Genomic DNA, 26521 nt, shown 5'->3' on the forward strand with positions numbered 1-26521 from the left:
GCAACATTTTCAGGAGAAGCGCATGAGCGACATGATCACCGATTGTGAAAGTTTGCTGGGCCAGAGCAGCGTGTCCGGGCCGGACGGCCGGCGTGGTTTCCTGAAGGTGGCGCTGGGGGCGGGCTTTGCCGTGGCCGTGCTGCCCGTGGCGGCGCAAAACGTCATCAAGACGGATTCCGCCGGCCTCGTCACGGGCACCATGTCGGTGATGGTCGATGGCCAGGCCGTGCCCGTGTACGCGGCCCAGCCGGAAGGCAAGACGGGTTTGCCCGTGGTATTGGTCATTTCGGAAATCTTTGGCGTGCATGAACATATCGCCGATATGGCGCGCCGCTTCGCCAAGCAGGGCTACCTGGCGCTGGCGCCCGACCTGTTCGTGCGCCAGGGCGATCCCACCAAGGTGGCCAGCATTCCGGAATTGATGAAAAGCATCATCGCCCGGACGCCGGACGCGCAAGTGATGGCGGACCTCGATGCGGTTGTTGCGTGGGCGAAACAGAATGGCGGCGATACGAGCCGCCTGGGCATCACGGGTTTTTGCTGGGGCGGCCGCATCACGTGGCTGTACGCGGCGCACAATCCGGCCGTCAAGGCGGGCGTGGCCTGGTATGGCCGCCTCGTGGGCGAACCGACTCCCTTGCAGCCGAGCAACCCCATCGACGTCGCCGGCACCTTGAAGGTCCCTGTGCTGGGCTTGTATGGCGGCAAGGATACGGGCATTACGCAGGAATCGATCGGCAAGATGAAAGACGCGCTGGCCAAGGGCGGCAACAAGTCGGAATTCGTCGTCTATCCCGATGCGGGCCACGCCTTCAATGCCGATTACCGCCCCAGCTACGTGGCGGCCGATGCGAAAGACGGCTATGCGCGCTGCCTGACCTGGTTCAAGGCACACGGCGTGGCGTAATACCGCAACAGAAAATACCTGCATTTTCCAGAAGTTGCCGCGAAAAGCGCACCGGGCTGTAAAATGCCCGGTTCGAGTAAATGCAGTACAATTGCATCTTCATCGCGCTACGCTGCCGCCAGACGCGCAAATGTAAATAATAAGCAATAGTCATCAGGCCAGACGCCAGCATCGCGGGCGCCCATGACCCGGCGCCATTTTGAGGTAAGAAAATCATCGATCCCGTCCTTTTATCCATTTTGCTCGCGACCACGATCGCGGGCGTGTTGAGCATTACCGCGGCGGCGATCTTTTCGTTTGCATTCCTGTCCAAGGTGGTCGAGCGCATGGTCAGCTTGTCCGTCGGCATCATGTTGTCGACGTCCTTGCTGCACGCCTTGCCGGAAGCGTTCGAGTCCCAGGCGGATCCGCGCAGCCTGTTCGCCACCCTGCTGGCGGGCTTGCTGGCCTTTTTCATGCTGGAAAAGTTCGCGATTTTGCGCCATTCGCACCACCACGAAGGCGATGGCCACCACCATGCGCACGGCCACGACAAGCACGAGGCGGGCAAGGCCGGCTGGATGATCCTGGTCGGCGACGGCATGCACAACTTTACGGACGGCATTTTGATCGCGGCCGCCTTCCTGGCCGACCCGAAACTGGGCCTGGTAACGGGCCTGGCCATCATCGCGCATGAAATCCCGCAGGAAATCGGCGACTTCATCGTGCTGCTCAACGCCGGTTTTTCGCGCCTGCGCGCCTATGTGTTCAACTTGCTGTGCAGCATGATGGCGGTGGCGGGCGGCCTGCTCGGCTATTTCACCCTGGACCGCGCCAGCAATCTGATTCCTTACGTGCTCGTGTTCGCCTCGTCCGGCTTCATCTATATTGCCCTGTCCGACCTGATGCCGCAGATGCAGCGCCGCGCCACCTTGCGTGAAACCATCCCGCAAGTGCTGCTGATCGCGCTGGGCGTGTGCATCGTGCTGTTTTTGACGCACAAGCGCCACGGCGGTTGATACGCCGTTCTGTCGGCGCAGTGCCACCTATGCTATATTGCCTTTCTGACTAACTTGCCCAGAAAGGAGGAAAATATAATGGAAGAAAACTTGTTGCTCGCCTTGTGGCGCGCACGCTCATTTAGCGCATTTGCCAGCTCTTGCCCACGTTCTATCGCGCTGCGATAACCTGGCCAGAGCAAAGTTACCCTCCTCTACGAGTCCTTTCCTGGTACTCCGTTGTCGTTAGCGCTCCTGTTAACGCGGATGCTTGCATCCCGAACAAAGACAAGAGCCATGACTACCCTTATCTCGACACAAGCTTTACAACTGGATACCCACGACGGTTTCCTCTTCAATGAACTCGCCTTTACCTTGCGCCAGGGCGACCGCATCGGCCTGATCGGCCACAATGGCTGCGGCAAATCCACCTTGCTGGGCTTGCTCAGCGGCACGCGGGAAGCCACTGCCGGCACCATCCACTATTCTCGTGCCTGCCGCTTGCAGCACGTGGAGCAACACTTGCCGCCGGAACTTGCCAAGCTGAGCCTGTACGACGCCTTGCTGGCGCCCGTGCTGGACCAGCCCGAGCTGCATTGGCGCGTCGACAGCCTGCTGGCCGAGCTGGGCTTCGAGCACGAGACGGCGCAAGTGCCCGTGCATTCCCTGTCCGGCGGCCAGCACACGCGGCTGCTGCTGGGGCGCGCCCTGCTGCAGGAGCCGAACGTGCTGCTGCTCGATGAACCGAGCAATCACCTGGATTTGCCGTCGCTGCTGTGGCTGGAGCAATTCCTGCTGCGCTGGCGCGGCGCCTTCATCCTCGTCTCGCACGACCAGCGCCTGCTCGACAACGTGGCCACGCGCAGCTGGATCTTGCGCGATAGCCGCCTGTACGACTTCGACTTGCCGTGCGGCCCCGCGCTGGCGGCGCTGGCCGAAGCCGATGTGGCCGCTGCCGCCCGGCATGCGGCGGAACAGAAGGAAATCGACCGCCTGGCCGTCAGCAGCACCCGCCTGGCGCTGTGGGGCAAGATCTACGATAACGTCGGCATGGCGCGCAAGGCCAAAAGCATGCAGCGGCGCATCGACAAGCTGCAGGACGAGCAATCGTTCGTCAGCGATGGCGCACCCTGGCGTTTGAGCCTGCGCGGCAAGGCGCTGGCGGCCGACCAGCTGCTGGCGCTCGACGGGCTGGACGTGCGCGCCGTGCCCGCTTCTCCCGTGCTGTTCCAGGCCGGCCAGCTGTGGCTGAAGCCGGGCGACCGGGTCGCCTTGCTGGGCGCCAACGGCAGCGGCAAGTCGTCGCTGCTGCGCCTGTGCTGGCAAGCGATCCAGGCGCAGGAGGAGCGCAGCGACTTGCGCTACCACAAGGCGGCCAATATCGGCTATTACGACCAGTCGCTCAGGCAACTGGCCGATACGGCCGATTTGTCCGACGCGCTGTACCCGTTTGCCGTGCAAAACGAAGCTGCGCGCAGCCAGGTGGCGCGCAAGCAAGCCTTGATTGCGGCCGGTTTCCCGTATGCGCGCCATGGCCAGACGGTGGCGACCCTGAGCGGCGGCGAGCGGGCGCGGCTGCTGTTCCTGGGGCTGTCGCTGGCCAGCTATCATTTATTGTTGCTCGATGAACCCAGCAACCACCTGGACATGCAGGGCAAGGCGGAGCTGGGGCAAGCCTTGCGCGGCTTTGCAGGCGGCTGTCTGCTGGTGTCGCACGACCGCGACCTGATCGAAACGGCTTGCAACCGTTACTGGGTGGTGGCCGATGGCCAGCTGGAAGAGTGGCCGGACGCGGCCAGCGCGTATGCACGGCTGAGTGTGGAAGATGGGCAAGCGTTGACGCCAGTGGCGCGCGTGGAGCATGCGTCCGTGGTACTGACGGACATCGACCTGCAGCTGGAACGCTTGTGCGAACTGGAGCAATTGCTGGCGGAAGACCTGGCGCGAAAACCGCGCCACCAGAAGCCGGCCAGCCAGCAGGCGTGGCAGGCGGAGCTGGAGCAGTTGAATCAATCGCTGGGGATAACGTCATAGTTATCCACCGGGCATGAAAAAGCGGACCGAGGTCCGCTTTTTTTTTTTTAGTCGCCCGTCGCCACCGGCCGCGCCGGATCGGCGCACCACTCGCTCCACGAGCCAGGATACAGGGACGCGCCTTTCAAACCGGCCACTTCCAGGGCCAGCAGGTTGTGGCACGCCGTCACGCCGGAGCCGCATTGCATGACGGCCGCTTGCGGTGCATCAAACAGGGCGCCGAAGTCGCGCCGCAGTTCTTCCGCGCTTTTAAAGCGGCCATCCGCTTGCAGGTTATCCTTGAAGAAACGGTTTTTCGCGCCGGGGATATGGCCGCCCACACGGGGTCGATGGTTTCGTTCTCTCCCCGGTAGCGGTCGGGGGCGCGCGCGTCGATCACGGTCAAGGCCTGGGTTTCCAGGTTGGCAACGACGTCTTGCACGCTGACCGTGCGCACCAGGCTGGCTTTTTCCGTCAGCTTGCCGACAGGGCGCGGTGCCACGGGCGTAACCAAGGGTAAACCTTGCGCCTGCCAGGCGGCCAGGCCGCCGTCGAGCACGGCCACATTCGGGTGGCCGAGCCAGCGCAACAGCCACCACAAACGGGCGGCGAACATGCCGCCCTGGCCATCGTACGCCACCACTTGCGTATCGTCATCGATGCCCCAGCCGCGCAGGGCGGCCAGCAGGACGTTGCGGTCGGGCAATGGATGCCGGCCCGTAAATGCCGGGCCGCGCGCCGTCTTGGGGCCGGACAGGGCCGTATCGATATCGGCAAACTGCGCATTCTGGATGTGGCCGGCGGCAAACGCATCGCTGCCGGCTGTCGGGTTGAGCAAAGTCGTGGCGGCAATCGAGGATGACCCAGTTGCTGTCATTCAGGTGGCTGGACAAATCATTGCTGTTGATCAAGGTCGTATACAAGGTCATGACTCCTTACACTTCGCTGGCGATGGGATCCGTGCGCGCAATGGCCGCGCCACGGGCCGTGTTGCGGGTATTGTAATAGGTTGCCGCGATGCCCGAGGCGAGAATGATGCCGATGCCGGTCCAGCCATGCCAGTCGAACAAGTCGCCAAAGATCACCACGCCCCAGAAGCTGGAAAAGACGATGCCTGTGTATTGCAAATTAGCAACAACGAGGGTCTTGCCCAGGCGATAGGCGCGCGTCATGGCCATCTGCGCCATGGTGGCGCACAGGCCGATGGCGGCCAGCAAGCCAATGCCGTAGGCGCTCGTGTGTGCATGCCAGACGACGGGGCCGCCGCCGGCGCTGGCCACGTGGCCAATCACGCCGGCCAGGAAATTGACGACCGAGAAATAGAACACGACCCGGTATTCGGGTTCGCCCAGCAAGCCCAGTTTGCGTACCTGCAGGTAGGCGAGGGCGGACAGCATGCCGGAAATCAAGGCCGTGATGGCGCCGGCCGCCTGCTCCGTCTCAAACACGGGTTGCAGCAGCAGGGTCACGCCGACAAAGCTCATGGCAATCGCCGCCACCAGCGGCCACTCGACCTGTTTCATGCCTTTCCACCAGCCGCCGGCGAGCAGGATCACGGCGATCCAGATGGGCGCCATGTAATTGAGCGTCATGGCCGTGGCCAGCGGCAGGATGGCGATCGCATAAAACCACAGCCATAGGGCGATCACGCCCACCACGCCGCGCCACAGATGCTGGCCCGGCATCGTGGTCTTAAAGCTGCCGCCCTGGTACAGAATCGTGCAGCTCATGACGAGCATGCCGATGATGCCGCGGTACATGACGATTTCGGAGGTCGAATACAGATCCGACGCCAGCTTCACGCACACGCCCATGATGGCGAACATAAAACTTGCAAAAAGCATCCACAACGATTGCATTGGATTCCTGAAAAAATGAGAGGATAAAAAAAGGGCCGCGCAATGCGGCCCTTCTGCTAATTACAGTTCGATATTGCTGCGGTACCACTCGTGGAAATGCTGCATGCCGTCTTCCATGGGCGATTGGTAAGGGCCCACTTCGCTCACGCCGCGCGCCATCAGGGCCTTGCGGCCCGCATCCATGCGTTGGGCGATTTCATCGTCCTCGACGCAGGTTTCCATGTAGGCAGCCCGTTCCGCTTCGACGAAGTCGCGCTCGAACAGCACGATTTCTTCCGGGTAATAGAACTCCACCACGTTGCGCGTCTTTTGCGGACCATCGGGCCACAGGGTCGAGACGATCAGAACGTGCGGATACCATTCCACCATGATGTTCGGATACAGGGTCAGCCAGATGGCGCCATACGGTGGCGCTTCGCCGCCGCGGAATTGCAGTACCTGCTCCTGCCATTTCTTGTAGGCAGGCGAGCCGGCCTGCTGCAGGCCGCGGTGCACGCCGACCGTTTGCACGCTGTAATCCTTGCCGAATTCCCAGCGCAGGTCATCGCAGCTGACGAAGCTGCCCAGGCCCGGGTGGAACGGTTCCACGTGATAATCCTCAAGGTAGACTTCGATGAAGGTCTTCCAGTTGTAGTCGCACTCGTGGATTTCCACGTGGTCGAACATGTAGCCGGAAAAATCGAGGTCTTTCGAGACGGACAAATCTTTCAATTTTTCCATCACGTTGTAGCCATTTTGCTCGAACAGCAAGCCATTCCAGCTTTGCAGCGGCGTTTTCGACAGGTTCAGGCACGGCGTCTCGGGGAAGTGCGGCGCGCCGATCAGTTCACCCTTGAGGTCGTAGGTCCAGCGGTGCAGCGGGCAAACGATGTTATTGGCATTGCCGCGGCCATTGAACATCAGCGCCTGCCGGTGGCGGCACACGTTGGACAGCACTTCGATGCCATTGGCGTTGCGCACGAGCATGCGCCCTTCGTTCTCAGACGCCAGGGTCGCAAAATCGCCGGTTTCCGGCACCATCAGCTCATGCCCGACATAGCGCGGGCCGGCTTGGAACAATTGCTGCATTTCACGCTGCAACAGCGTTTCGTCAAAATAGACGTGGACCGGAAGTTGCGCGTTTGAACGCGCCAGCTTGGCGTGAGTAGCCAGATCGGACATCCCAACCCCCCATAAATGTACAACGGTCAGCAGTGCCCCAGGCCATTCCTTGGCAGCCGCTACAGAGAGAAAGAATCCGCAAAGACCTGAATTCAAATTTGTTGAAACGGTATTTCGGACAGAACCGGCGATTATAGCGCGGATCGGCCTCGGCATTGCCAAAACCCCCCGGCAAATAGGGTACTTTAATGAGAAACATTGTCATTTGCCGTGTCATTTCCGGCGAATGGGGGCGATTGCGCTAAAATCCACTGACAAGCTGGCAACGTCTTCCCCTTTGAGCACGCCGATTGCGCTTTAGTTTTCACTTAATAGTGTGGTTTGTTCTAAAATAACGCTTCTATGCTGGCCGGGAGTCCCCGGCGTCTCCCTACAAGCCCCTCGTGCCACGAAGAGATCTGAGTCTATGTCGAAGAAATTAACTGCCGCTGCCGCAGCGCCGGCCTCGTTTGAAGAGGCAATGGCGGAACTGGCGCAGCTGGTAACGCAAATGGAAGCGGGCCAGTTGCCGCTGGAAGCATCGGTCGCGGCGTATCAGCGCGGCTCGGAACTGGTCAAGTATTGCGCAAGCCAGCTCGACAGTGTCGAAGCGCAGGTGAAAGTATTGGAAGGCGACATGTTGAAACCGTTCGTCGATGCCGGCGAGGCCGCACAATGATGGCCAGCGTACAAGATAACACCGGCGTGACCTTCGGCGACTGGATGCAAGCCACCCAGTCCGGCGTGGAAGGCCGGCTCGACCAGTTCCTGCCGGCGGCAGACGTGGTGCCGCACAAGCTGCACGCGGCCATGCGCTATGCGCTGCTGGGCGGCGGCAAGCGCGTGCGCCCGCTGCTGGTGATGGCGGCTGGCGAACTGTTTGATGCCGATCAAGATACCCTCGCGCGCGCTGCTTGCGCGCTGGAAATGATTCACGTGTATTCGCTCGTGCATGACGATATGCCGTGCATGGATGACGATGCCTTGCGCCGTGGCAAGCCCACCGTGCACATCGCCTACGATGAAGCGACGGCCCTGCTGGTCGGCGACGCGCTGCAATCGCAAGCGTTCATGCTGCTGGCCGACGGCGCGGCCATTCCTCCAGCGCGGCAAATGGCCATGATCAAGCTGCTGGCGCACGCCTCCGGTTCGGCAGGCATGTGCGGCGGCCAGGCGATCGACCTCGACAGCGTCGGCCTGGCCTTGACCTTGCCGCAGCTGGAACAGATGCATCAACTCAAAACGGGCGCCTTGCTGCGCGCGGCCGTGATCCTCGGTGCGCTGGCTGGCAAGGACTTGACGGCAGACGAGATGACGGCGCTGAACGCCTATGCGCGCGCCGTTGGCCTGGCCTTCCAGGTGGTCGACGACGTGCTCGACGCGACGGCCGATTCGGCCACCCTGGGCAAGACGGCGGGCAAGGATGCGGCCGCCAACAAGCCCACTTACGTATCGATACTGGGGCTGGAACCATCGCAGGCCCTGGCAGAACAATTGCGGTGCGACGCCCATGCGGCGCTGGCGCCATTCGGGGACAAGGCACGCCGTCTGCGCGAGCTGGCAGACCTGGTCGTGCAGCGGAAGGCATAAATGAAACTGTTAGAAACCATCAATGAACCAGCGCAAGTGCGCAAGCTGGCCCGCTCGCAACTGGTGCCGCTGGCGCAGGAATTGCGCAGCTTCCTGCTCGATTCCGTTTCCAAGACGGGCGGCCACCTGTCGTCCAACCTGGGCACGGTCGAGCTGACCGTTGCGCTGCATTACGTGTTCAACACGCCGCACGACCGCATCGTCTGGGATGTGGGCCACCAGACCTATTCGCACAAGATTCTCACCGGCCGGCGCGAGCGCATGCATACCTTGCGCCAGAAAGACGGCATTTCCGGCTTCCCCAAGCGCGACGAGAGCGAATACGACACCTTCGGCACGGCGCACTCGTCGACGTCGATTTCCGCCGCGCTGGGCATGGCGCAGGCCGCCAAGATCAAGGGCGACCCGCTGCACGCGATCGCCGTGATCGGCGACGGCTCGATGACGGCCGGCATGGCTTTCGAGGCGATGAACAATGCTGGCGTGCAGGAAGACGTCAATTTGCTGGTGATTTTGAACGACAACGACATGTCGATCTCGCCGCCCGTGGGCGCGCTGAACCGCCACCTGGCGCGCCTGATGTCGGGCCAGTTCTATGCGGCGGCGAAAAATGTCGGAAAGTCCGTCTTGCCCGGCCCCGTGCTGGAACTGGCGAAGCGCTTCGAAGAGCACGCCAAGGGCATGGTGGTGCCCGCCACCATGTTCGAGGAATTCGGTTTCAATTATATCGGCCCCATCGACGGCCACGACCTCGATTCGCTGATCCCGACCTTGCAAAATATCAAGCAATTGAAGGGTCCGCAATTCCTGCACGTGGTGACCAAGAAGGGGCAAGGCTACAAACTGGCCGAGGCGGAACCGATCTTGTACCACGGCACGGGCAAGTTCAATCCGCTTGAAGGCATCAAGCCGGCCACGGCGCCGGCCAAGATGACGTACACGGAAGTGTTCGGCAACTGGCTGTGCGACATGGCCGCGCACGACAAGCGCCTGGTGGGCATCACGCCCGCCATGCGCGAAGGCTCGGGCATGGTCAAGTTCGAACAGCAATTCCCGACCCGGTATTTCGACGTTGGTATTGCCGAACAGCATTCCGTGACCTTCGGCGCGGGCCTGGCCTGCGAAGGCTTGAAACCCGTCGTGGCCATCTATTCGACCTTCCTGCAGCGCGCCTATGACCAGCTGATCCACGACGTGGCCCTGCAAAACCTGGACGTGACGTTCGCGCTGGACCGCGCCGGCCTCGTGGGCGCGGACGGCGCCACGCACGCGGGCAATTACGACATGGCGTTCCTGCGCTGCATCCCGAACATGGTCGTCATGGCCGCGTCGGACGAAAACGAATGCCGCCAGATGCTGACGACGGGTTACCACTACCCGGGTCCGGCCGCCATCCGCTATCCGCGCGGCGCCGGCGCCGGCGTGGCCATCGTGCCGGAACTGACCAGCATCGAGATCGGCAAGGGCGAACTCAAACGCCACGGCAAGCGCATCGCCATCCTGGCCTTCGGCTCGATGGTGGCGCCGAGCGTGGCGGCGGGCGAGAAGCTCGACGCGACGGTGGCCAACATGCGTTTCGTCAAGCCGCTCGACGTGGCGCTGGTGAAGCAGCTTGCTGCCGAGCATGATTATCTGGTGACGGTCGAAGAGGGCTGCATCATGGGCGGCGCCGGTTCGGCCGTGGCCGAAGCCCTGGCGGCGGAAGGGGTCGTCAAGCCGATTTTGATGCTGGGCTTGCCCGACGTCTTCATCGACCACGGCGACCCCGTGCAACTGCTGAAAAGCGTGGGCCTGGACGCTGCCGGTATCGCGGCCTCGATCGAGCAGCGTTTCCCGGCAGCCGGACCGCGCCTGGCGATGGTCAGCTAAGATTGCTTGTCCGCATGAAAAGCGGCACTGCGGTGCCGTTTTTTTTCTTCCGCAGGGATTTTACGCTGCACTGCAACATTTTTCGTCCGGGAATGCTACGATGACGCTTTGATACCCTTTCAAAGCCGATCTTGCATTTCAGGAAACTCCACCGCCGTTCGCGCATGCTGGCAAGCCGCTGGCTGACGGGCATGCACGCCTACACCGATACCCTGGCGCAGCGCCGACCCCTGTGGATGGTCAGCCTGGCCATCGACGAAACGAACTTGTCCGAAGGCTTGCGGGCCGCCTGCGCTTCCAGCGCCATGCTGCTGCTGGGCTTGCTGTTCGACCATCCCGATTTTTCCTGGGCCGCCATCGGCGCCTTCTGGACTTGCCTGGCCGACGCGGCGGGCACGCGGCGCATGCGTTTCGTCTCGATGGTGGGCTTCGGCCTGCTGTCGACGGTGGCCGGCGGCCTGACGGCGCTGGCGGCCGGCCACGGCATGGCGGCGGCAGCCATCGCCGTGCTGCTGTTTTCCTGGGCCGGCGCGCTGGCGCGCATCTGGGGCGCGGCCACGGCGCAGGTGGCCATTCTGGCGGCCACGGCCTGCGTCGTGATGGTCACCCACCCATTGGCATCGATGACGCAAAGTGCGCCTTTCCTGGGCCTGTACATGTTCGGCTGCCTGTTCGCCACCGTGCTCAGTTTTACCATCTGGCGCATCCACCCGTTCAGCCCCGCCCGGCGCGCCATCCGCGCCGCGTATTCGCGCCTGGCCGGCATCGCGCGCGACAATGCGCGCTTCCTCGAACATGACGCGCCGCAGGCGGACGCCGCTGCGCATGGCGCCAGCTACCGTTCGCAAGCGCGCGCCTCGCTGGAAGCGGCGCGCGTGGCGCTGGGCCGCCGTGCCGCCCGCGCGCGCCGGGCGCAGCGCCCTGTACGACAACCTGCTGCTGGCGCTCAGCGACGCCGAGCGCATCTTCGCCTATCTGATCGCCGTCACGCATACGTGCGAGCGCGAGCAGCAGCGCCTGCGCCAGGACCCGCGCGCGCGGCGCAGCCTGGAAGTGATGGCCGTGTTGCTGCGCCGCCTGGGGCAAGCCGTGCAGCGCCAGCCGGAAACGCCGCCCTTGGAATTGCAGCGCCGCCTGGCCGGCTGCGGACGGCGCCTGGAAGCGGCGCTGGGCGCCTTGCTGCCGCTGCGCCTGAATGTCGACTTCATGGAACTGGGCTTGCCGCGCGCGGCGCAACTGCCGTGGCGCGAGGCGGCTTTCCTGGCGCTGGGGCAGGCGTGGCAGACGGCGAAAGTCAACGCCACGCCGCGGTCGCTGAGCTGGCGCCATGCGGCGCGCGTGTCGCTGGCGACGACGGCCGGCTTCCTGCTGGTCGAGGCGCTGCACATTCCCTTCGGCTACTGGGCCACCATGGCAACCTTGTTGATACTGCAGCCGTCGGTGTCGACCACCTGGCCGCGCGGCATCGAACGCGTGGCGGGCAGCGTGCTGGGCGCCGTGCTGGCCGTGCTGATCGGCCTGGCCGTGCACACCCCGCTGGCGATTTCGCTGGTGGTGTTTCCCCTGATCGTCGCCACCATGGCCTTGCGCCGCGTCAGCTACAGCCTGCACGTGCTGTTCATGACGCCCGCCTTCGTGCTGGTGGCCGACTATGCGGCGCCAGCCAGCGAGATGGTGTATGCGATGAGCCGCCTGGGCAACAATGTGCTCGGTTGCGTGCTGGCCCTGCTGGCCACGTTCTTCCTGTGGCCGGACCGCGAGGCGGACGACCTGGACCAGCGCCTGGCAAAAGCCGTGTCAGCCAACCTGAAATATTTGCTGGCCGTGCTGGCGGCCGGCGGTAAGTGGGATAGCGCGATTGCGCGCCTGCGCCGCGAGGCGGGGCTGGCTGGCCAGCAATAACGCGGAACAAGTCTTGCAGCGCTTGCGCATCGAGCGCCGCCTCGACCGCAGCAGCGGCGTGGGCCTGGCGGCGCTGCGCACCTTGCCGCTGCTGCGCCGCGTGGCGGGCAGCACGGCGCGCATCAGCCTGAGTCCCCAGGCCGAGCCGGCCACGCCCGAGCTGCAGCAGTGGATTGCCGAAGTCAGTGCTGAAATTGATGCCTTGCTGCGCGGTGTCCCTCCGGCATCTGCGCCCGGGCCCTGTGCGGCCGAGGGGTTGACTGCCTTGCAGGCCGACGCCGTGGGGCAAGTGCAGTTGCTGCGCGGCTTGCTGCGCGAGCATGTGCATGCGCAGCCGTCCACGGTGGCGGCTCCCGCATAAGCGAGCGGCGTGACGCAGATGCGACAGGCTGCCCGAAATTTTTACGCACGTCAAAAAAACAGCCGAGTTTTGATCTTCCTGTCTTGTAAATGCGAATAGTAATAGTTATCATTTACAATTGGCAGCATGCATGAGAAGACGACACTGGAGGACCAAGTGAAGGGCGGCATCATGAGACTGCCCCTTTCCCATCCGTAGTTGAAGGTTCTTCATGTCTTCCATTCTTACCCTGCGCCAGTCCGTGCTGGCCATCGGCCTGGCCTTTGGCGCCGGCGCCGCCACGCCATCTGTTGTTGCCGCCGAAGCCAAGCCCGACGACGCCGCAGCGCAAGTGCTGCCCGAAGTGCGCTTGCAAGCCGAGCGCGTCTCCGTCGGCGAACAGCGCCTGGACCGGCGCCAGATCGAAGCGATGAATGGCATTGACGGCAATGTCACGAGCTTGTTGCGCATCAACCCCAGCGTGCAATTCGATAACAAGCAGCAAGCGTCTGCCACCCAGGGCGAGCTGGCGCCGGCCGATATCAGCATCAATGGCGCCAAGTTCTACGACAATCTGTACCAGATGGATGGCATGTCGCTCAACAACGATATCGGCCCCACCAACCATCCCGGCAAGAGCGTCGGCAACACCAACAACAATACCACGCCACCGTCGGCCAGCCAGGGCTTTGCCGTCGACACCAGCCTGCTATGCGACGTGACGGTGCTCGACGCGAACATCGGCGCCGAGTATGGCCGCTTCAAGGGCGGCGTCGTAAAAGCCAATACCTGCGCGCCCACGCGCAAGCTGTCCGGCCAGGTTTCCGTGGAAAGCACGCGCTCGTCGTGGATGCAATACAAGCTCAACGACAGGCAGCGCGACAGCGCAGCCAATTCGGCCACGGCCGATTTGCAGCCCGAATTCGAGAAATGGACGTACCGCGCCGCGCTGCAGGGCAAGGTGACGGAGAATTTCAGCCTGATCGGCAGCCTTGTCCGCAAGACCTCGGAAATCCCCCTGAACGCCTATGTCAACGGCTTGCAAAGCGCCGGCGACGCCAATCGCAAGGTACAAAAGCGCGGCAGCGACAATGCCTTCGTGCGCGGTTTCTGGACCATCCGCCCCGGCGTGCTGGCCGATTTCTCGCTCATGCATGCGCCGGCCAGCGGCGATTATTTTCTTGCTAACTCGAAAAACAGCGACTTCCACCTGCAGAGCGGCGGCAATGGCGTCAACCTGGGTTTGACGCACCCGCTGGCGCTGCTGGGCAACGCCACGGCGGAACACCGTTTGAGCTGGAACAGGATGGACAGTTCGCGCCGCGCCGATGCCAGCATCTGGAAATTGTGGCGCTACTCGAATGACAAGAACTGGGGCGTGAAGACGACCGGTTCGACATGGAATAGCGGCGAGGGCGGCTATGGCGACGTGGATCAGGAGCAGGAAAACGCCCAGTACCAGGGCAAGCTGAAGTGGGAACCCGTCGACTGGCTGGGCATGTCGCACACCTTCCAGGCGGGCCTGGAATTGGGTACGCAGCGTTCGAGCTACCGCCGCAACACCCAGTATGAACAATACACGGGGTCGCGCGATATCAATTCCTGCAATATGGCGGGCGGCGGGGTGGATGCGCAGTTTTGCTCCCTGGCCAGGCCCTGGAACGCGGCGCCGAACGTGCGCGGCCAGTACCTGGAGCAGCGCATCATTTTTTACGCGGGCGCCTATGAACTGAGCAACAAGATGCGTGGCGCCTTCCTGCAGGATGACGTCAGGCTGGGCGACGTGCGCCTGCGCCTGGGTGCGCGCTACGATGCGGACGACCTGTCGCCGAAGTCCAGCATCGCGCCCCGCCTGTCCGCCTTCTGGGACGTGGCCGGCAAGGGCACGACGCAGATCGAGGTGGGCGCCAACCGCTACTATGGCCGCAATTTCTTCGATTTCTATGCGCTCTCGAAACGCCTGACACTGCAGACCGCTGCGCAAAAGCGTACCGTGGCGGGCGGCCTGCTGAAGGATTGGGCGGCGCCCGCGATGGCCACCAACTGGGCCTGGTACAAGACGGGCGAGATGAAGGTGCCGTACACGGATGAAAAAATGCTGGGCATCAGCCAGCAATGGGGTGGCGTGAAGTGGAGCGCCAAGCGCGTGCTGCGCGAAGGCCGCGACGAGATGGTGCAGCACCTGGAATCGGCCGCGAATTACCGCTGGGACAACATCGGCCGCAGCGACAGCAAGGTGTGGACCCTGGCCGCCGAAACGGCGCGCCCGCTGCGCTGGGGCGGCAGCGCCACGCAGCTGCACTTCGGCTATGACCGCACGCGCACCACCAGCACGCATGCCGATTACGACAACACCCTGAACGAACTGTCGGACGACCTGGGCAAATACATCTATTACCAGGGCAAGTTCATGCGCTGGATCGATCGTCCCGCCAACAATTACAACCGGCCATGGACGGCGCGCCTGCTGCTGTCGACGGACCTCCCCGCCTACCGCCTGAAGGTGGATAACTTCTTGCGCGTGCGGGGGCCGGAAACGGGCATGGTGGCGACGGGCGAGGCCAAGCTGTTCGACGGCGAGGAGGCCAACGTCTTCAAGGACATTACGGTGGGCAAGTCGATCACCTGGGACTTGCGCGTGCAGTACGCGCTGCCGAAGACGGGGCCGGGCGAGGGCTTCGTGAACCTGGGGATAGAGAACGTAAGCAACCGCAGCAATCCGCTGTTCCAGTCGACGACCGATGTCGTGTATGAAAAAGGCCGCCAGTTCACGCTGGAACTCGGCTACCGATTCTAATGAATGCATGGGCAGGCGCATGAAAACTGTATCCCACCTGAAAAAAACCACGGCCGCCCTGGCCGCCTTGCTGGCGGGCGGCGCCCTGTTGCTCAGCCTTGATGGCCAGGCGCACGAAGGCGCGGCGGCCAGCGTAGAACCTTGCGCCAGCGCAAGCGGCTGGGACCTGGCCTGTCTGCGCCAGATCTATGTCCGGCCTATTGCCGGCTGGCCTCGCCCGCACGTGCCTGAAGGCGTGACGCCGCAGGAAATGGCGCCCGTGTCGGCCATGCCCGCGCCGCTGGTGGCGCCGGCCGTGGCGGCGCTGGGGCAGCGCCTGTTCAACGACCCGCGCTTGTCGCGCTCGAACGCGGTGGCTTGCCTCAGCTGCCACAGCCCCGCGCACAGCTTTGCCGACAGCAAGCGTGTTTCCGTCGGGCATGAGGGCCGGCTGGGACAGCGCAATACGCCGGGCTTGCTGGGCGTGGCGCAGATCAAGCCGCTGTTCTGGGATGGCCGCGCCAGCACCCTGGAAGAGCAGGCGCTGGGCCCCTTGCAGCATCCGGACGAGATGGCCATGGACGTGCCGGCCCTGGCGGCCAAGCTGGCCGCGCTGGACGATTACCCGGCGCAATTCAATGCTGCTTTCGGCAAGAAAGATGGCGTGACCTTGCCGCGCATCCTGACGGCGCTGGCCGACTACCAGCGCACGGTGTTGCCGCCCGTCACGCGTTTCGATACCTTTCTGGAGGGCGAACGCACGGCCCTGAACGACCGTGAACTGCTGGGCCTGCACCTGTTCCGCACCAAGGCGCGCTGCATGACCTGCCACAGCGGCGCCCTGCTGACGGACCAGCAATTCCACAACCTGGGTTTGACGTATTACGGGCGCAAGAAATATGAAGACCTGGGACGCTACCTGGTGACGGGCAAGGATGAGGACGTGGGCAAGTTCCGCACGCCCGGTTTGCGCGGCGTGGCGCAATCGGGGCCGTGGATGCACAACGGCCTGTTTCCGCAGATGGTGGGTTTGCTGAACATGTATAACGCGGGCATGTCGCGCCCCGTGCCGCACAACGCGCAGCAGGCGGCCGATCCGAAGTTTCCCGTCACCTCGCCCCTGCTGCAGCCATTGCAGCTGACGTCCGGGGAAATCATCGCGCTGAAGAGCTTTCTGGAAGCCCTGTAGCCGCTCGGCCGGTTGCGCCCGCAACCGGCCTTTATCTGCTTGCGGCGCCGATATTGTATAGACGTTTGGCGCCTCCTAATCTCTCCAAATTCCACATTTCAGGGGCTTCCCCGATATATTTTCCAAATTGGAAATTTATCGGAAGGAAACGTTGACTCTAAAATAAGTGCGGTCTATATTCGATTTTGTAGTAGCAAGCAAAGATGAAATTTCTTACGACTGGTCTGACGCGATTGCCTGAGGCAATGGCTAACATGGAGAGTAGTAAATGAAAAAGATTGCAGCATTTATTTTTACCCTGGGATTGAGTGCTTCCTATGCCTTCGCTTCGGATATCGGCTGCTCTGTCTGCGAGGAAGAATGGCGGGAATGCACGATGCAAAATGGCGACAGGTCCCCATTTTGCATAGGCAGCTACAAAAACTGTCTGAAAGTCTGCGAGATCGGCGCCTGATATCCGTTTTTTTGTATTGCAAGGCGGCCGGTAGCCGTATTTTTCACTGGCCGCCCCTCGATCATCCACGCCTCCGATAACACCTATGATGCAGAAAAAAATTAAAACCATCGCCATGTATGGCTTGATCCTGGCGGCCGGCCTGGGCAGCGGTTACGGCCTGTCCTTGCTGCCTGGCTTGCTCAAAGCGGATTACACGGAAGGCAATTACGCCGCGTATTTCCCGAATGCGCAAGCCCAAGGTGGTGCTGTACGGCACGGACTGGTGCGCTTATTGCGCCAAGACGCGCGCGTATTTCAAGGAAAACAAGATCGAATTCGTCGATCTCGATATCGAGAAATCGCCGGCAGCGAAACAAGCCCATGAAGCACTCGGCGGCGGCGGCGTGCCCGTGGTGCTGATCGGCAACCGCAAGATCCAGGGCTTCAATACGGGTGCGCTGGAAGCGGCGCTGAAGAAAATCTGATTGCCGGATGGCGCGTAAGAGACGGCGCGCCATGGATGTACGTCATCGTCTGTCAATTCAACAGGAGTACTTATGTTCAAGAAACTGGGTTTCTTTTTGTTTGCCATGGGCGTCAGCGCCTCGTACGCGATCGCCGGCGGCGAACCGGAATGCTATATGCAGTGTGACGACGCTCTGGACCAGTGCGTGATCGCCCGTCCAGGGTCGGCAGGCGCCTGCACCAAGGTTCATCAGCTCTGCTATAACCGCTGCGCTCAAGACTAGCATCAAATCAAATTCACCGGCTGGCCAGTACGCTGACCAGGCCGGCTGAGTCACCTCATCCGTCCTGCAGTCTTTCCACAAAGGAGTACTTATGTTCAAAAAACTGGGTTTCTTTTTGTTTGCCATGGGCCTCAGCGCCTCGTACGCCATGGCCAGCAGTAGCGCCGATATTTCGGAATGCCAATCCGAGTGCTATATGGCGCTCGATGCCTGTGTCATGGAGTTCAGTGTCCCTTCATGCGTCCGTGCCAATAAAGCGTGTCTGCAGCGCTGCGGCTAGCATGCGCTTGTCAGCGGGATAAAGCACGGCGATGCTGTTGACAGGCATCGCCGTTTTTTATTTTATCCCCGCGTGCGGTCATGCCGCCACAGCACGTCGCTGCCGCCGGCGAAGCGGTTGAGCACGCGCGACAGCACGAACAGCAGGTCCGACAGGCGGTTCACGTACTGGCGCGGATGTTCGTGCAGGGGTTCCGCATTGGCCAGGGCGACGATGCTGCGCTCGGCGCGGCGGCACACGGTGCGGCACACGTGCGCCAGCGAGGCGGCGCGCGAACCGGCCGGCAGGATGAATTCGGAGAGGGCCGGCAAGTCCGCATTGTATTTCGCCAATAACGCATCGAGGCGCAGCACATGCTCCTCCTTGATCAGCTGGTAGCCGGGAATGCAGATTTCTCCGCCCAGGTCGAACAGGTCGTGCTGGATGGCCACCAGCTCCTCGCGCAAGGCGTCGGGCATGGCTTCGCACAGCAGCAAGCCGATGTTGGAATTGAGTTCGTCCACGTCGCCCATGGCGTGGATGCGGGCGCTGTCCTTGCTGGTGCGGCTGCCGTCGCCCAGGCCGGTGCTGCCATTGTCACCCGTGCGCGTGGCGATTTTCGAAAGTCGGTTGCCCATGATGTCGATCCTGTCAAGAAGAATGGGGGCAGCATACGACACTGCGCGCCGCCTGGCCGCGGATTTGCCTGCAAATCGGACAAAAAATGCGCTGCGCGCCACTTTTGTGCTTACAATCGTTGCACGCCCACGCCCTTTTGTTCATTTTTTCTATGCTCAATGCCGCCCCCGAATCCGGATTGACCGCCGCGCGCCAGCAAACCGTCGTCGCGGCCCTGCTGGCCGTGCTGCCGGCCCGCTGCGTGCTGTCCGACGCGGAAGATACGCGCCCCTACGAATGCGACGGCCTGGCCGCCTACCGCCAGCTGCCGATGGTGGTGACCCTGCCCGACACGGAGGAACAGGTGATCGCCATCCTCGGCGTCTGCCGCGAACTTGGCGTGCCGATCGTGCCGCGCGGCGCCGGCACGGGCTTGTCGGGCGGCGCCTTGCCGATTGCCGACGGCGTGGTGCTGTCGACGGCGCGTTTGAACCGCATCGTGCGCCTCGATGCCTATGCGCGCACGGCCGTGGTGCAGCCGGGCGTGCGCAATCTGGCCATTTCCGAAGCGGCGGCGCAATATTCGCTGTATTACGCGCCCGACCCCTCGTCGCAGATCGCCTGCAGCATCGGCGGCAACGTGGCGGAAAACTCGGGCGGCGTGCATTGCCTCAAATACGGCTTGACCGTGCACAATGTGCTGCGCGTGCGCGTTGTTACCATTGATGGCGACGTGCTGGAACTGGGCGGCGAATGCCTGGACTCGCCCGGCCTCGACCTGCTGGCCGTCTTCATCGGCTCCGAAGGCATGCTGGGCATCGTCACGGAAGTGACGGTCAAGCTGATACCGAAACCGGCGACGGCGCGGGTCATCATGGCCTCGTTCGGCGACGTCGTCACGGGCGGCAATGCCGTGGCCAACGTGATCGCCGCCGGCATCATCCCGGCGGGGCTGGAAATGATGGACCAGACCTCGTCGCGCATGGTCGAACCGTTCGTCAAGGCCGGCTACGACACGGATGCGGCGGCCATCTTGCTGTGCGAAGCGGACGGCACGCACGAGGAAGTGGAAGAGGAAATCGCCCGCATGACGGCCGTGCTGGAAGGGGCGGGCGCCAGCGCGATTGCCCGTGTCGCAGTCGGAAGCGGAGCGCATGAAATTCTGGTCCGGCCGCAAGAACGCGTTTCCCGCCGCGGGGCGCATCTCGCCCGATTACTACTGCATGGACGGCACCATCCCGCGCAAGCGCCTGGCGGAAGTCCTGACGGGCATCGCCGCCATGGAAACGACGCATGGCTTGCGCTGCGCCAATGTGTTCCACGCGGGCGACGGCAATTTGCACCCGCTGATCCTGTTCGATGCCAACATGCCCGGCGAATTCGAGCGCGCCGAAGCGTTCGGCGCGGACATCCTCGCCCTGTGCGTGGCCGTGGGCGGCACGATTACGGGCGAACATGGCGTGGGTATGGAAAAGATCAATTCCATGTGCGTGCAGTTTACGCGCGCCGAACTCGATGCCTTCTTTGCCGTCAAGCGCGCCTTCGATCCCCATACCCTGCTGAACCCGGACAAGGCGATTCCCACCTTGAACCGCTGCGCCGAATTCGGCAAGATGCATGTGACGGCGGGGCGCCTGCCGTTCGCCAACCTGCCCCGTTTTTAACCGCCGGAGACTCCTTTGCAAGCGATAGTGGAACAATTCAGGCAGCAGATCCTCGCTGCCGGCGCGGCGGGCAAGCCCTTGCGCCTGCGCGGCGGCGGCACGAAAGACTGGTATGGCCAGCAGTTCGATGGCGAGGTGCTCGACACGCGCGCGTATGCGGGCATCATCGACTATGAACCGACGGAGCTGGTGATCACGGCCCGCTGCGGCACGCCGCTGGCCGAGATCGAGGCGGCGCTGGCCGCGCGCAATCAGATGCTGGCTTTCGAGCCGCCGCACTTCGGCCCCGGCGCCACGCTGGGCGGCGTCGTCGCCTGCGCGTTGTCCGGCCCGCGCCGGGCCAGCGCGGGGGCCTTGCGCGACTTCGTGCTGGGTGCCGTGCTGCTGGATGGCCACGGCGAACGCCTGGCCTTTGGCGGGCAGGTCATGAAAAACGTGGCCGGCTACGATGTCTCGCGCCTGCTGGCGGGGTCCATGGGAACCCTGGGCCTGATCCTGGAAGTGTCGCTGAAGGTGCTGCCCCTGCCGCTGCGCGAAGCGACCTTGCGCGTGGCGTGCGCGGAAATCGCCGCCTTGCGCTTGCTCAATGAATGGGCCGGTCAACCGCTGCCGATATCGGCCAGCTGCTGGCACGATGGCGTCTTGAGCGTGCGCCTGTCCGGCGCCGAGGCGGCCGTGTCGGCGGCGCTGCAGTCGCTGGGCGGCGAGCTGCTGGCGCCCGATGACGCGGCCGCCTTCTGGCTGTCCTTGCGCGAGCAGACGCACGACTTTTTTGCGGGCGCGGGCAGCCTGTGGCGGCTGTCGCTGCCGCCGCACGCCAGCGCCGTAATCGTCAAGGGGCGCCAGCTGATCGAGTGGGGCGGCGCGCAGCGCTGGCTCAAGCTCGACGGCGACGCCGATGCGGCCGGCGCGCAAGACATCCGCCAGGCGGTGGCTGCCGCTGGCGGCCACGCCACCCTGTTCCGCGGCGGCGACAAGGCCGTGGGCGTGTTCCACCCGCTGGCGCCGGCCGTTGAGAAAATCCACCAGCGTCTGCGGCAGGCGTTCGACCCGGCCGGTATCTTCAACCCGCACAGAATGACTTGAGCGCATGCAAACCAATCTCGCCGATTTCATCAAGAATACGCCGGCAGGCGACGAAGCCGAAGCCATCCTGCGCGCCTGCGTGCATTGCGGCTTTTGCACGGCCACCTGTCCCACCTACCAGCTGCTGGGCGATGAACTCGACGGCCCGCGCGGACGCATCTACCTGATCAAGCAGGTATTGGAGGGCGCGCCCGTCACGGCCAAGACGCAGACGCACCTGGACCGCTGTCTGACCTGCCGCAACTGCGAGTCGACCTGTCCCTCCGGCGTGCAGTACGGGCGCCTGGTCGACATCGGCCGCAACGTCGTCGAGCAGCGCGTGCAGCGCCCCTTGCGCGAACGGGCCTTGCGCTTCGCCCTGAAGGAAGCCTTGCCGCGCCGCTGGCTGTTTACGCCCGTGTACAAGGCGGGGCAGGCGCTGCGGCCCTTGCTGTCAAAAGGCTTGCAGGACAAATTGCGCCCCGGTGCCGCCGCCGGCGCATGGCCCGCGCGCCAGCATGCGCGCACCATGCTGCTGCTCGACGGCTGCGTGCAGCCGGCCATGTCGCCCAACATCAACGCGGCCACGGCGCGCGTGCTCGACGCGCTGGGCGTGCAATTGATCGTCGCGCCCAAGGCGGGCTGCTGCGGCGCGCTGCGCCATCACCTGAACGACCAGGAAGCGGCGCTGGACGACATGCGCCGCAATATCGACGCCTGGTGGCCGTACGTCGACAGCGCCGAAGCCATCGTCATGACGGCCTCCGGCTGCGGCGCCACGGTGAAGGAATACGGCCACCTGCTGGCGCACGATGCGCAATATGCGGACAAGGCGCGGCGCATCGCGGCACTGACGCGCGACTTGTCCGAGATCCTGCCCGCGTTTGAAGCGGAACTGGTGGGCGCTGCTGCAAGGGCGCATACTGAAAAAAGTGGCGTACCATCCGCCATGCACCCTACAGCACGGCCAGCAGGTGCGCGGCAAGGTGGAGCAGGTGCTGCGCGCCGTCGGCGTCGACGTGCGCCTGTGCGCCGACAGCCATCTGTGCTGCGGTTCGGCCGGTACGTATTCGATCCTGCAGCCGGCCCTGTCGCAGCAGCTGCGCGACAACAAGCTGGCGAACCTGGAAGCGTGCGAGCCGGACGAGATCGTATCGGCAAATATCGGTTGCCTGAGCCATCTGCAGTCGGGCACGGAGACGCCCGTGCGGCACTGGATCGAGCTGATCGATTCAGCCTTGATCCCCGTCAAATAGGCGCTTCGCTGTACTGGGCGATGCGCCATTGCGGCGCTGGCACGAAGTTGGCCGCCCACTCCAGCACGGCGTCGGCCGGCATGGGGCGGGCGATGCCGTAGCCTTGCGCCAGGTCGCAGCCCAGCTGGATCAGGCGCGCGCCATGCTCGACGCTTTCCACGCCTTCGGCGATCACCGTCAGGGAAAACGAACGGGCCAGGCCGATGACGGCGCGCACCAGGTGCAGGTCGTCGCGGTCGTTGAGCATATTGCGCACGAAGCTCTGGTCGATCTTGACGATGTTCGCCGGCAGGCGTTTTAAATATGACATCGACGAGTAGCCGGTGCCGAAATCGTCGAGCGCGAAGGTGATGCCCAGCGCCTGGCAGGCGCGGATGATGCGGCGCACGTCTTCGATGTCGTGCAGGGCCGACGATTCGAGGATTTCCAGTTCCAGCATGCTGGCGCGCACGCCGGGAAATTCGCCGAGGATGGTTTCCAAGCGCGAGACGAAGTCCGGTTGCTGGAAGTGGCGCGCCGCGATGTTCACGCTGACCACCCAGTGCTTGCCGCTTGCCGTCCAGCGCTGCATCTGCCACAGGGCCTGGCGCAGTACCCATTCGCCGATATCGATGATCAGGTCCGTCTGTTCCACCAGCGGCAGAATTGCGCGGGCGCCAGCACGCCGCGGCGCGGATGCTGCCAGCGCAGCAGCGCTTCCATGCCCACCACCGTGCCGGCGCGCATGTTCACCTTGGGCTGGTAGTACAGCCGCAGTTCGCCGTTGATCAGGGCCTGGCGCACTTCCGTGCGCTGGTTGTGGTGGGTGCGCACTTCCTCGTCGAGATTGGTGTCGAAGAAGTGGTACTGGTTGCGCCCCGTCAGTTTCGCCTGGTAGACGGCGTGGTCGGCGTGGCGCAGCAGGCTTTCCGTATTCAGGTCCTTGCCCGCGTAGACGGCGATGCCGGCGCTGGCCGTCATGTGCAGCGCCTGCTGGTCGCACTGGTAGGGGCGGTCCAGCTCGGCCATCAGCTGCGTGACGTTCTGTTCGATGCTGGCGATGCTGGCCTGGCCGCACAGCAGCATGACGAATTCATCGCCGCCCAGGCGCGCCGCATAATGGACCTGGCCCGCAAAGCCGTGCAGGCGGCCGGCCACCTGCTTAGGATTTCATCGCCCGCCTCGGCGCCGTAGCGGTCGTTGATGGCCTGGAAGTGGTCGAGGTCGAACAGGCAGACGGCCAGCAGGCGCTGGCGTTCGCGCGCGAGGAACAGTTCCTGTTCGAAGCGGGCGGCCAGCGCGGCACGGTTGGGCAAGCCCGTCAGCACATCATTGTAGTTTTGCCACGACAGCTTTTGCAGCGCCTGCTGCATGTGCACGGTTTCGTTCAGTTGTTCGCCAAGCTGGCGCTGGCTGGTCTTGAGCGAGATCAACAGCTCTTCGATATCGCCGGCCATGCCGTTGAACGATTGCGACACGGCTTGCGCCTCGGGCGTGGCGCCGGCCGCCAGGCGCACGGCGAAGTTGCCATCGCGGAAGCGGTCGGTCGCTTGCACGAAGCGCGCCAGCAGCCGGCGGTGCGTCGCCAGGATCAGGCCCAGCAAGAGGAAGACGAGCACGATATTGATGCTGCTGAGGATGGCCTGTTCGCGCACCTTGTGCCACACCTGCGCCAGGGGCAGGCCGGGCGTGTAGTGCAGGTCGAGGATGCCGTCGCCGCCGTCCGGCAGCGCCACCGTCAGGCGGCTGCGGATGGCCGTGATGCCGGCCAGGCGCTCGAACCATGCCGGCACCGTGGCCCGTGTGCCGGCCAGCTTGTTGTCGGCCAGCACTTCGACATGCGCGCCAGCCGTGTCCCAGCGGGCGGAAACGAGGCTGCGGTTCAGCGGCAGGGCGCTGCGCAGCACTTGCCGCACGCTGTCGCGCATCGCCTGACTGTCCGTATGCACGGCCAGCGGCAGCACGCTATTGGCGAGGAACAGGTCGAGTTGCCGGGCATCGCTCTGGTAGCGCGCCTTGGCCAGCGCCGTTTCCGTACCGAGCAGGGCGTGATAGCGGACGGCGGAAACGGCGAGTATCAGGAAGATAATAGGGATGAAGAGGCGGGAATAAATACCCATCCGCATCCATGAAGATAATATTTTCCCAAAGACTGGCATCGTTTTTTGATCGATATCTGCGAATAATTATGTAAACATTATCACCGATATTTGCTATTTGAAACACAATATTGATATCAAGCATGAAATAAATACGCTTTTGCCGATTTCACATGATTATTGTCTTAAATCAAAGTATTGAGTTTCTATTCCTGTAGCAATTGCCGTATGTCGGCCGCCAGGCTGGCCGGTTTGCTGGCCGTCGCGTAGCGGCGAAATACGCTGCCATCCTTGCGCACCAAAAACTTGGTGAAATTCCATTTGATCGATTGCGTGCCCAATATGCCGGGCGCCGCCTGTTTTAATTGCGCAAACAGGGGATGCGTATGCGGGCCATTCACGTCGACCTTGGCAAACAGGGGAAAGGTGACGCCGAAGTTCTTTTCGCAAAAGGCGCCGATCTCGGCATGCGAGCCCGGTTCCTGCTGGCGGAATTGATTGCAGGGAAAACCCAGCACGACCAGCCCCTGCTCGTGGAATTCGCGGTACAGCGCTTCCAGTCCCGCATATTGGGGCGTGAAGCCGCAGGCGCTGGCCGTGTTAACGATCAGCAATACCTTGCCTTTGTAGCGCGCCAGGTCGACGGGCGTGCCGTCCAGCGCGGTGGCCTGGAGATCGTGGATGTTGCTCATGTCAGAGGAGTCCCAGCTTGGTGGCGGTTGAGGGCGGCGCCGCGTCCGGCGCCGTTGCGCCCTTGAGCTTGATCGCCAGGCGCAGGTCGTTGACGGAATCCGCATTGCGCAGCGCATCTTCATAGCTGATGGCGCCCGCCTCGTGCAGGTCGAACAGGGCCTGGTCGAAGGTCTGCATGCCATGCTCGCGCGATTTTTTCATCAATTCCTTGATCTCGTGCACCTGGCCCTTGAAGATCAGGTCGCTCATCAGCGGCGAATTGAGCAGGATTTCCAGCGCCGCCTTGCGTCCGCCTCCTTCCTTGTTGGGGATCAAACGCTGCGAAATCATGCCTTTTAAATTCAGCGACAGATCCATCAGCAGTTGCTGGCGCCGCTCTTCCGGGAAGAAATTGATGATGCGGTCCAGCGCCTGGTTGGCGTTGTTTGCGTGCAGGGTCGCCAGGCACAGATGGCCCGTCTCGGCGAATGCGATGGCGTGGTCCATGGTGTCGCGGTCGCGTATCTCTCCGATCTGGATCACGTCGGGCGCCTGGCGCAGGGTGTTTTTCAGGGCCGTGGCCCAGTCGTCCGTATCGACGCCCACTTCGCGCTGGGTGACGATGCAGTTGCCGTGCGGATGGATGAATTCCACGGGGTCTTCGATGGTGATGATGTGGCCATGGCTGTGCGCGTTGCGGTGGCCCACCATCGCCGCCAGGGTGGTCGACTTGCCGCAGCCCGTGGCGCCCACCATGATGACGAGGCCCCGCTTGCTCATCACCACGTCCTGCAGGATGGCGGGTAAACCGAGCCCATCCAGGGTAGGGATGGCGGTATTGATCAATCGTAAGACCATGCCCGCCTGGCCCATCTGCACGAAGGCGGACACGCGGAAGCGCCCGAGGCCCTCCGGGCTGATGGCGAAATTGGCTTCGCGGCTCGATTCGAACTCGGCCGCCTGGCGTTCGTTCATGACGGCGCGCACGTAGCCGGCCGCCTGCTGCGCGGCCAGCGCGGCGCCCGGCAGCGGCGTCAGCTTGCCGTCGAGCTTGATGGCGGGCGGAAAGCCGGCCGTGATGAACAGGTCCGAGCCGCCCCGCGCGCGCATCTGCGCCAGCAGCGCGTGCATGGCGCCATAGTGTTCGTGCTTGGTCTGCATG

The 26521-nt window shown here is 63.3% G+C and carries 22 protein-coding genes and 4 pseudogenes; 16 read left to right on the top strand and 10 right to left on the bottom strand.

Annotated features, from left to right (window positions below):
• Nucleotides 1-22 precede the first annotated feature (22 nt).
• Nucleotides 23-907 carry a dienelactone hydrolase family protein gene (locus tag ACQVLG_RS12000; protein WP_474294718.1) on the top strand — a complete coding sequence of 295 codons (885 nt, stop codon included), beginning with the start codon at nucleotides 23-25 and terminating at the stop codon, nucleotides 905-907.
• On the opposite strand, the gene ACQVLG_RS12005 is transcribed toward ACQVLG_RS12000, so the two are convergent.
• A complete protein-coding gene (locus ACQVLG_RS12005; RefSeq protein ID WP_474295934.1) occupies nucleotides 885-1235 on the bottom strand; it encodes a hypothetical protein in 351 nt (116 codons plus the stop codon). The genes ACQVLG_RS12000 and ACQVLG_RS12005 overlap by 23 nt on opposite strands.
• Between ACQVLG_RS12005 and ACQVLG_RS12010 the strand changes: the two genes are divergently transcribed.
• On the top strand, nucleotides 1147-1905 hold the full coding sequence (locus ACQVLG_RS12010; RefSeq protein ID WP_076568336.1) for a ZIP family metal transporter: 759 nt from the start codon (nucleotides 1147-1149) through the stop codon (nucleotides 1903-1905). The genes ACQVLG_RS12005 and ACQVLG_RS12010 overlap by 89 nt on opposite strands.
• A 276-nt stretch (nucleotides 1906-2181) precedes the next feature.
• A complete protein-coding gene (locus tag ACQVLG_RS12015; protein ID WP_474294720.1) occupies nucleotides 2182-3918 on the top strand; it encodes an ABC-F family ATP-binding cassette domain-containing protein in 1737 nt (578 codons plus the stop codon).
• A 47-nt stretch (nucleotides 3919-3965) separates the two neighbouring features.
• Here the strand turns inward: ACQVLG_RS12015 and ACQVLG_RS12020 are convergent.
• The 3 genes and pseudogenes from ACQVLG_RS12020 to ACQVLG_RS12030 form a co-directional block, all read right to left on the bottom strand.
• Nucleotides 3966-4826: pseudogene (locus ACQVLG_RS12020) on the bottom strand (sulfurtransferase).
• Between the two features lie 6 nt (nucleotides 4827-4832).
• Nucleotides 4833-5756, bottom strand: a complete 924-nt coding sequence (locus tag ACQVLG_RS12025) for a DMT family transporter (protein WP_230541553.1) — start codon at nucleotides 5754-5756, stop codon at nucleotides 4833-4835.
• A 60-nt stretch (nucleotides 5757-5816) separates the two neighbouring features.
• Nucleotides 5817-6917: an aromatic ring-hydroxylating oxygenase subunit alpha gene (locus ACQVLG_RS12030; RefSeq protein WP_152284338.1), complete on the bottom strand. Its 1101-nt coding sequence runs from the start codon at nucleotides 6915-6917 to the stop codon at nucleotides 5817-5819.
• Between the two features lie 406 nt (nucleotides 6918-7323).
• Between ACQVLG_RS12030 and ACQVLG_RS12035 the strand changes: the two genes are divergently transcribed.
• The 3 genes from ACQVLG_RS12035 to dxs are packed head-to-tail and all read left to right on the top strand — an operon-like array spanning nucleotide 7324 to nucleotide 10355.
• Complete coding sequence (locus ACQVLG_RS12035) at nucleotides 7324-7575, top strand: exodeoxyribonuclease VII small subunit (RefSeq protein WP_034784821.1); 252 nt, start codon at nucleotides 7324-7326, stop codon at nucleotides 7573-7575.
• Complete coding sequence (locus tag ACQVLG_RS12040) at nucleotides 7575-8486, top strand: polyprenyl synthetase family protein (RefSeq protein ID WP_474295629.1); 912 nt, start codon at nucleotides 7575-7577, stop codon at nucleotides 8484-8486. Before ACQVLG_RS12035 ends, ACQVLG_RS12040 begins: the two co-directional genes overlap by 1 nt.
• A complete protein-coding gene (dxs, locus tag ACQVLG_RS12045) occupies nucleotides 8487-10355 on the top strand; it encodes a 1-deoxy-D-xylulose-5-phosphate synthase (protein ID WP_230541550.1) in 1869 nt (622 codons plus the stop codon). It abuts the gene before it with no gap.
• A 199-nt stretch (nucleotides 10356-10554) separates the two neighbouring features.
• Here the strand turns inward: dxs and ACQVLG_RS12050 are convergent, their stop codons facing one another.
• Nucleotides 10555-10962 carry a hypothetical protein gene (locus tag ACQVLG_RS12050; RefSeq protein ID WP_474294724.1) on the bottom strand — a complete coding sequence of 136 codons (408 nt, stop codon included), beginning with the start codon at nucleotides 10960-10962 and terminating at the stop codon, nucleotides 10555-10557.
• Nucleotides 10963-11132: 170 nt separating this feature from the next.
• Here ACQVLG_RS12050 and ACQVLG_RS12055 point away from each other — a divergent pair, with 170 nt between their 5' ends.
• The 4 genes from ACQVLG_RS12055 (at nucleotide 11133) to ACQVLG_RS12070 (ending at nucleotide 16562) form a co-directional block, all read left to right on the top strand.
• Nucleotides 11133-12257, top strand: a complete 1125-nt coding sequence (locus tag ACQVLG_RS12055; protein ID WP_474294726.1) for an FUSC family protein — start codon at nucleotides 11133-11135, stop codon at nucleotides 12255-12257.
• The gene (locus ACQVLG_RS12060) at nucleotides 12214-12618 is read left to right on the top strand and encodes a hypothetical protein (protein ID WP_474294727.1); all 405 of its coding nucleotides are present in this window, start codon (nucleotides 12214-12216) and stop codon (nucleotides 12616-12618) included. Before ACQVLG_RS12055 ends, ACQVLG_RS12060 begins: the two co-directional genes overlap by 44 nt.
• A gap of 211 nt (nucleotides 12619-12829) precedes the next feature.
• Entirely contained in the window at nucleotides 12830-15394 is a 2565-nt protein-coding gene (locus tag ACQVLG_RS12065) for a TonB-dependent receptor (protein WP_474294729.1), read from the top strand.
• Between the two features lie 19 nt (nucleotides 15395-15413).
• Entirely contained in the window at nucleotides 15414-16562 is a 1149-nt protein-coding gene (locus ACQVLG_RS12070; RefSeq protein ID WP_474294731.1) for a cytochrome-c peroxidase, read from the top strand.
• Between the two features lie 157 nt (nucleotides 16563-16719).
• On the opposite strand, the gene ACQVLG_RS12075 is transcribed toward ACQVLG_RS12070, so the two are convergent.
• Nucleotides 16720-17133: a hypothetical protein gene (locus tag ACQVLG_RS12075; RefSeq protein ID WP_474294733.1), complete on the bottom strand. Its 414-nt coding sequence runs from the start codon at nucleotides 17131-17133 to the stop codon at nucleotides 16720-16722.
• A 110-nt stretch (nucleotides 17134-17243) separates the two neighbouring features.
• Here ACQVLG_RS12075 and ACQVLG_RS12080 point away from each other — a divergent pair, with 110 nt between their 5' ends.
• From ACQVLG_RS12080 to ACQVLG_RS12090, 3 genes are all read left to right on the top strand, one after another.
• Nucleotides 17244-17483: a glutaredoxin family protein gene (locus ACQVLG_RS12080; protein WP_474294735.1), complete on the top strand. Its 240-nt coding sequence runs from the start codon at nucleotides 17244-17246 to the stop codon at nucleotides 17481-17483.
• 72 nt (nucleotides 17484-17555) lie between these two features.
• Nucleotides 17556-17747 carry a hypothetical protein gene (locus tag ACQVLG_RS12085; RefSeq protein ID WP_077399646.1) on the top strand — a complete coding sequence of 64 codons (192 nt, stop codon included), beginning with the start codon at nucleotides 17556-17558 and terminating at the stop codon, nucleotides 17745-17747.
• Nucleotides 17748-17838: 91 nt separating this feature from the next.
• Nucleotides 17839-18027: a hypothetical protein gene (locus tag ACQVLG_RS12090; protein ID WP_474294737.1), complete on the top strand. Its 189-nt coding sequence runs from the start codon at nucleotides 17839-17841 to the stop codon at nucleotides 18025-18027.
• 62 nt (nucleotides 18028-18089) lie between these two features.
• On the opposite strand, the gene ACQVLG_RS12095 is transcribed toward ACQVLG_RS12090, so the two are convergent.
• On the bottom strand, nucleotides 18090-18644 hold the full coding sequence (locus tag ACQVLG_RS12095; protein WP_230541544.1) for a cob(I)yrinic acid a,c-diamide adenosyltransferase: 555 nt from the start codon (nucleotides 18642-18644) through the stop codon (nucleotides 18090-18092).
• Between the two features lie 152 nt (nucleotides 18645-18796).
• Here ACQVLG_RS12095 and ACQVLG_RS12100 point away from each other — a divergent pair.
• From ACQVLG_RS12100 to glcF, 3 genes and pseudogenes are all read left to right on the top strand, one after another.
• Nucleotides 18797-20288: pseudogene (locus ACQVLG_RS12100) on the top strand (FAD-linked oxidase C-terminal domain-containing protein).
• A 15-nt stretch (nucleotides 20289-20303) separates the two neighbouring features.
• Nucleotides 20304-21374, top strand: coding sequence for a glycolate oxidase subunit GlcE (glcE, locus tag ACQVLG_RS12105; RefSeq protein ID WP_474294739.1), 1071 nt, complete (start codon nucleotides 20304-20306; stop codon nucleotides 21372-21374).
• Between the two features lie 4 nt (nucleotides 21375-21378).
• A pseudogene (gene glcF / locus ACQVLG_RS12110) lies at nucleotides 21379-22609 on the top strand (glycolate oxidase subunit GlcF).
• Here glcF and ACQVLG_RS12115 read toward each other — a convergent pair.
• From ACQVLG_RS12115 to ACQVLG_RS12125, 3 genes and pseudogenes are all read right to left on the bottom strand, one after another.
• Nucleotides 22602-24747: pseudogene (locus ACQVLG_RS12115) on the bottom strand (putative bifunctional diguanylate cyclase/phosphodiesterase). The pseudogenes glcF and ACQVLG_RS12115 overlap by 8 nt on opposite strands.
• 146 nt (nucleotides 24748-24893) lie before the next feature.
• Nucleotides 24894-25379 carry a glutathione peroxidase gene (locus ACQVLG_RS12120; RefSeq protein ID WP_230541539.1) on the bottom strand — a complete coding sequence of 162 codons (486 nt, stop codon included), beginning with the start codon at nucleotides 25377-25379 and terminating at the stop codon, nucleotides 24894-24896.
• Nucleotide 25380: 1 nt separating this feature from the next.
• Entirely contained in the window at nucleotides 25381-26520 is a 1140-nt protein-coding gene (locus tag ACQVLG_RS12125; RefSeq protein WP_474294742.1) for a PilT/PilU family type 4a pilus ATPase, read from the bottom strand.
• Nucleotide 26521 lies beyond the last annotated feature (1 nt).

The sequence above is a fragment of the Janthinobacterium sp. TPC_1 genome, from assembly GCF_056037845.1.

Coding starts and splice junctions, on each gene's coding strand:
- ACQVLG_RS12000 (WP_474294718.1), top strand. CDS start 23: ATGAGCGACATGATCACCGATTGTGAAAGTTTGCTGGGCCAGAGCAGC.
- ACQVLG_RS12005 (WP_474295934.1), bottom strand. CDS start 1,235: ATGCGCTCGACCACCTTGGACAGGAATGCAAACGAAAAGATCGCCGCC.
- ACQVLG_RS12015 (WP_474294720.1), top strand. CDS start 2,182: ATGACTACCCTTATCTCGACACAAGCTTTACAACTGGATACCCACGAC.
- ACQVLG_RS12025 (WP_230541553.1), bottom strand. CDS start 5,756: ATGCAATCGTTGTGGATGCTTTTTGCAAGTTTTATGTTCGCCATCATG.
- ACQVLG_RS12030 (WP_152284338.1), bottom strand. CDS start 6,917: ATGTCCGATCTGGCTACTCACGCCAAGCTGGCGCGTTCAAACGCGCAA.
- ACQVLG_RS12035 (WP_034784821.1), top strand. CDS start 7,324: ATGTCGAAGAAATTAACTGCCGCTGCCGCAGCGCCGGCCTCGTTTGAA.
- ACQVLG_RS12040 (WP_474295629.1), top strand. CDS start 7,575: ATGGCCAGCGTACAAGATAACACCGGCGTGACCTTCGGCGACTGGATG.
- dxs (WP_230541550.1), top strand. CDS start 8,487: ATGAAACTGTTAGAAACCATCAATGAACCAGCGCAAGTGCGCAAGCTG.
- ACQVLG_RS12055 (WP_474294726.1), top strand. CDS start 11,133: ATGCGCGCTTCCTCGAACATGACGCGCCGCAGGCGGACGCCGCTGCGC.
- ACQVLG_RS12065 (WP_474294729.1), top strand. CDS start 12,830: ATGTCTTCCATTCTTACCCTGCGCCAGTCCGTGCTGGCCATCGGCCTG.
- ACQVLG_RS12070 (WP_474294731.1), top strand. CDS start 15,414: ATGAAAACTGTATCCCACCTGAAAAAAACCACGGCCGCCCTGGCCGCC.
- ACQVLG_RS12075 (WP_474294733.1), bottom strand. CDS start 17,133: ATGGCGATGGTTTTAATTTTTTTCTGCATCATAGGTGTTATCGGAGGC.
- ACQVLG_RS12080 (WP_474294735.1), top strand. CDS start 17,244: ATGCGCAAGCCCAAGGTGGTGCTGTACGGCACGGACTGGTGCGCTTAT.
- ACQVLG_RS12085 (WP_077399646.1), top strand. CDS start 17,556: ATGTTCAAGAAACTGGGTTTCTTTTTGTTTGCCATGGGCGTCAGCGCC.
- ACQVLG_RS12090 (WP_474294737.1), top strand. CDS start 17,839: ATGTTCAAAAAACTGGGTTTCTTTTTGTTTGCCATGGGCCTCAGCGCC.
- ACQVLG_RS12095 (WP_230541544.1), bottom strand. CDS start 18,644: ATGGGCAACCGACTTTCGAAAATCGCCACGCGCACGGGTGACAATGGC.
- ACQVLG_RS12120 (WP_230541539.1), bottom strand. CDS start 25,379: ATGAGCAACATCCACGATCTCCAGGCCACCGCGCTGGACGGCACGCCC.
- ACQVLG_RS12125 (WP_474294742.1), bottom strand. CDS start 26,520: ATGCAGACCAAGCACGAACACTATGGCGCCATGCACGCGCTGCTGGCG.